Origin of the sequence: Agrobacterium sp. LAD9 (assembly GCF_003031125.1) — a bacterium.
In the GTDB taxonomy this organism is placed as follows: Bacteria; Pseudomonadota; Alphaproteobacteria; order Rhizobiales; family Rhizobiaceae; genus Agrobacterium; species Agrobacterium radiobacter.
This window is the reverse complement of record NZ_PHGS01000042.1, coordinates 1-1,114: the sequence shown is the minus strand read 5'-3', so window position 1 is coordinate 1,114 and position 1,114 is coordinate 1. Positions and strand designations below refer to the sequence as shown.

1 tRNA gene and 1 rRNA gene are annotated in these 1,114 nt (G+C 51.1%); both read left to right on the top strand.

The annotated features are described in order from the left end of the window. The first annotated feature begins 73 nt into the window (after positions 1 to 73). Positions 74 to 149, top strand: a tRNA-Ala gene (locus DA915_RS28570). A 606-nt stretch (positions 150 to 755) separates the two neighbouring features. Next, a 23S ribosomal RNA gene (locus tag DA915_RS28560) occupies positions 756 to 1,114 on the top strand; the annotation flags it as partial.

Sequence of the window (1,114 nt, the reverse complement as noted above, 5' to 3'; positions counted from 1 at the left end):
TTGGGTTGAGACTGTTGGTTGATGCGAATTGTTGCCGCGCCTGGTTGATGAGACTTAGGTGATCGAGCTGGATGGGGCTGTAGCTCAGCTGGGAGAGCACCTGCTTTGCAAGCAGGGGGTCAGCGGTTCGATCCCGCTCAGCTCCACCATTTGTTTTGTCCTGACGCTGTCGCGATCTCCGGGATTATCTTCGATAACCCTGCGATCGCTGCGCTCCGGACGGGCCGCGCCACGAGGCGCGACGGATCATCGTCCTTTATGGGCGACTTGATCTGACGGCTGCGAATTGTCTTCTTTGAGGAAATAAAGGTTTGCATCTTTTGCTAAGAAAGATGCCTGTTTTGGATACATTGTGAAGAGAAGATATGTCTGGAAGCGTCCAGGTGTTTTGAACCCTTGTGGTTTGAAGCGTCCGAGCCCAGTCCCTGAGAAACCGTGTGATGGCTTAGTCGGCCGGAATTGGTGGAGGGGTTGGAGGTAGGAAGGATCGCTTGTCCTGGGCATTTTTGTTGTTGGAACCTCGGTTCCTCTGATGAAGATGCTGGATTGATGTTGCCTGACCGCGCATCACCGGATGATATCTCGAGAAGCTGGTCTTAATGATACGACCTCGAAGTGCACCGGCGTGCCTTCATATGAGGATTGTATCGAACACGTCGATGTCATCGTGACTTGATCTGGTTGTAAAAGGTAACCGGATCTGCCGGTCATTCCTTCGGAATGACGGCTTGATGATGAGCATAGACAATGAGAACGAAGAAGTGAATTAAGGGCATTTGGTGGATGCCTTGGCATGCACAGGCGAAGAAGGACGTGATACGCTGCGAAAAGCCGTGGGGAGCTGCGAATAAGCTTTGATCCATGGATCTCCGAATGGGGCAACCCACCTTAAATGCTTGGAAAATCCAGTCTGTTTTAACGAACGGCCTGGGTTTCCAAGCATTGTGATAAGGTATCTTACTTTCGAATACATAGGGGTAAGAAGCGAACGCAGGGAACTGAAACATCTAAGTACCTGCAGGAAAGGACATCAACCGAGACTCCGTAAGTAGTGGCGAGCGAACGCGGACCAGGCCAGTGGCAATGATGAATAAAGCGGAACGATTTGGAAAAG